Source organism: Amycolatopsis rhizosphaerae (assembly GCF_007713715.1).
Lineage (GTDB): Bacteria > Actinomycetota > Actinomycetes > Mycobacteriales > Pseudonocardiaceae > Amycolatopsis_E > Amycolatopsis_E rhizosphaerae.
The window spans coordinates 1-4,009 of the sequence record NZ_VJWX01000591.1 but is presented as its reverse complement, the minus strand read 5'-3'; the positions used below and the strand labels follow the sequence as shown (position 1 = coordinate 4,009).

General features: G+C 67.2%; 1 protein-coding gene. It reads left to right on the top strand.

Annotated elements, in window-relative coordinates; translation table 11 throughout:
• Positions 1 to 3,444, top strand: a 3,444-nt coding sequence (locus FNH05_RS33765; protein ID WP_144592914.1) for an RHS repeat-associated core domain-containing protein, incomplete at its 5' end; no start/stop codon positions are given.
• Between the last annotated feature and the right edge of the window lie 565 nt (positions 3,445 to 4,009).

Below are 4,009 nucleotides of genomic sequence, written 5' to 3'. Positions count from 1 at the left end.
GCCCCCTACACAACCGGCCGCGCCGTCGACGGCAACGCGCTTTCCTATACAGCGGGCGCCTCTGTCGACGTGGTTTCCGGTGAGGTGATCACCGACGCCACCGATGTCGCCTTGCCGGGACTGCTGCCGCTCCTGCTGCGGAGGGCGTACGCGTCTGGATACCCCGCCGGGCGCTTGTTCGGCCCAGGCTGGTCGTCCACTTTGGACCAGCGCGTCGAGCCGGGGCCGCAGGCCATTCACTATTTCGGCGACGACGCGCAGATCCTTACCTACCCGCTTCCGGCGACACCGGGTGAACCGGTGCTGCCGTCCGTAGGCGCGAAGTGGCCGCTGACGTGGCAGGCCGACGGCTCCATCCGCATCGAGGATCAACAGCGTGGCGTCACCCGGCATTTCACCCCGGACCTCACCGGCAGGAGTTATCCACTCCGCGCCATCACCGACCGCAACGGCCATCGGATAACCTTTCACCGCAACGGAAACCGGCTGACGGGCGTTGCGCATTCCGGCGGCTACCGCGTGGCGGTGGACTCCAACGACGGGCGCGTCACCGGCTTGCGCTTGATCGAAGGCACCGCCAGTGTCGTGCTGCGACGGTTCTCTTACGACGCGCGGGGCCGGCTCGCCGAGGTGATCGATGCCTCGGGCACGCCGTTCCGGTACGGCCACGATCAGGCGGGCCGGATCACTTCGTGGACCGACCGCAACGGATTCACTTACACCTACTCCTACGACGGCATGGGACGGGTCGTCCGCTGCGACGGACCGGGCGGGGTTCTGTCCTGCTCGCTCGAATACCACCCGCAGCTGCAGGCCACGGTGACCGCCGACTCGCTGGGCCACCGGACCGAGTATTACTACGACCGCCGCGCACACGTCACCAAGGTTGTCGACCCCCTCGGCAACAGCGTGCTGACCGAGGTCGACCGGCGCGGTCGCCCGTTGGCCTATGCCGATGAACTCGGCCAGACCACCTCCCTCGTCCTCGACGACAACGGCGACCCGGTGCGGATAACCCGGCCGGACGGAGCTGTTGTCTCGTTGGCCTACAACGGTTTCCGGCAAGCGGTCGAGATTACCCGCCCGGACGGGGCGGTGTGGAAGTGCACCTACGACGAGCGCGGAAACCTGCTGACGCACACGGACCCACTGGGCGCGGTGACCGGGTACACCTACGACGGACACGGTAATCGGATAGCGATCACCGATCCACTGGGTAAGACGCACCAGATGCGAGCCAACGCGGCCGGCCTGGTCATCGCGATGGCCGATGCCGCGGGTAACACGACCCGGCTCACCAGGGACGCCTTCGGGCGCGTCACCGAGATCGTCGACCCCGCGGGCGAGAAGACCCAGTTGGAGTACACACCGGATGGCCGACTGGCCTCGCATACGAGGCCCGACGGCGTCGTCGAGCGGTGGCGCTACGACGGAGAGGGCAACGAGATTGCCTACGAGAGCTCGGAAAACGCGGTCACAACGACCACCTACGGCCCCTTCGGTAAGCCGGCTTCGGTAACCCAACCGGACGGCGCGCGGTACGGGTTCACCTATGACACCGAACTACGCCTCATCACGGTGACCGGCCCCACCGAATTGGTCTGGATCTATGAACGAGACAAGGCCGGCCGGGTCACCGGTGAGAGGGACTTCAACGGTCGCACGACCGGCTACCACCTCGACCCGACCGGGCACCTCATGGAACGAGTCAACGGTGCCGGGCAGCGGACCTGGTATCGGCGGGACACTCTAGGCCGGATCGTCGAGACTCGGAACAACTCCGGGGAGTCGGCGGTCTACGCGTATGACTCCAACGGCGGGCTGGTCAGGGCGCGAAACTCCGACGCCGTAGTCGAATACGTCCGTGACCCGCTGGGGCGCGTGCTCGCGGAGACGGTGAACGGCGCCAGGATCGCCCGGGAGTACGACCCGGCCGGGCATTGCCTGCGACGGATCACGCCAACCGGTGCCGTCTCGGAGTGGGCCTATGACAGTGGTGGCCGTCCCGTCGGTTTGGCCACCCTGGGCGGCAGGCTCCTCTTCGAACGCGACAGGCTCGGCCGCGAGACCACGAGGCGCCTCGGGCAGGCAGTCGCGCTTACCCAGACGTACGGGTCCGGGGCGCGGATATCATCACAAAGTGTGTGGAAGGCCGGTAGCGCGGGCGTAACCGCGGTGCAGCAGAGGACCTTCGCTTATGCGATCACCGGCTTCCTCACTGAGATCCGTGATACCCGGGTCGGAACCCGGCGCTTCGACCTCGACGCCCTCGGACGGATCACCGGCGTCCACCGCGACGGCAATCCGGAGCGATACGACTACGACGCACTTGGCAACCTCGGCCACGGCGATCGGGAGCATGTCGGCACGCTGGTCACCCGGGCCGGGCGCACCCAATACAAGCACGATGCGCAGGGCCGAGTCGTGCACCTCGCCCGCGACGAGTCGTCCTGGCACTACCTCTGGAACGCCGACGACCGGCTCGCTCAGGCGACAACGCCGGACGGTACCGTCTGGCGTTACCGGTACGACCCCCTCGGACGGCGGATTGCCAAGCAGCGCCTCGATTCCCACGGTTCGGTCGCCGAGCAGATCATGTTCGCGTGGGACGGCTCCCGGCTGGCCGAGCAGATCCATTCGAGGCTCGGCGGCAGGACGGAGGTGATCACCTGGGACTACCAGCCAGGCAGCCACCGGCCGCTGACCCAACTGCACCGCGTGGAGGCCGCCCAGCAACGTTTTCACGCCATTGTCACGGACCTTGTCGGCACGCCCACCGAACTCATCGACGCCGAGGGCAAACTGACGGCACTCGGCCCGTCCGGCCTGTGGGGCGCGGGCGGCTCAACCGCCTGCCCGCTGCGATTCCCCGGCCAGTACCACGACACCGAGACCGGACTGCACTATAACCACCATCGCTACTACGACCCGGCGGCCGGAAGCTACCTCAGCCCCGACCCGCTCGGCCTGGTCCCCGGACCCAACCACCACCGCTACGTCCCCAACCCGATGGAGCAGCTCGACCCGCTCGGCCTCGCCAAGCAATTGCGGACGCGCTTCGCCGCCTACGATCCGGCGGATGGCTTCGTGCGAACCCCCAACTCGCTTACCTTCCACACACCACACGACGGGGCGGTCTACGCAGATCTGGCCGACACCATCGCGTCAGGGAACTCGCCTAGCGGCCCGTGCACACAGAACTTTCCGTCTGGCAGCTTGGTGCCGAACTACCCGCTGTGCGCCGAGGGCCCAGGTGTCCCCGGTGCGGTCTACGTCAACGAGCCCAACCGGTTGTCGGAACTCTTCGCGCAACACCAACGACCGTCCGCCTGGGCCGCCTGCCGCGACGCGTTCGGCCGCACCGATTTCAGACAGCTCGCCACGGATATCGACGGCTGGTGGGTGGACGGCTGGTTGTCGCAAACGTGGATTCCCGGTCCATGAGTCCGGGGCATCGGTGACGCACTCCTGGGGATCGTCCTCGACATTGTCGCACGCACCGATGGTTCCCGGAAAAGACGGCACGGACACCATGGCGATCCAGATCACGCTACGCCCACGCCCACTGCCCGGTCATCACAACCAAGAACGTGGACAGTTCGCGGCCAGCGTCCACCGGCATGATCGGCATCTTGTCCGCCGACCTCGACGGCTACGATCATGGAGTCCGTACGATGTGCAGCTTCATCCGCGGCAACTCATCCTCGACGGGGTCCGTACTCCGCGCGGGCGTCGATCTGTCCCCGCCGACCGGCGACGCACCACAGCGACCAGAAAGAACCAATTGTGAGTAACCCACCACAGGCGTTCGGCCCAGGCCCCTGGCCGCAGCACGGGCAACCTGGCGGCCTGCCACCGAAAAAGTCCCGCCGGGGATTGCTGATCGGAGCGATCGCGGTCGCCGTGGTGCTGTGCGCCGGCGTGGTCGCGACGGTGGAACTGAGCGACCGGGGACCCTTAGTGGGCGTTCCCGTGGCCGCCGCGCCGACGACAGCGTCCTGTGTGTACC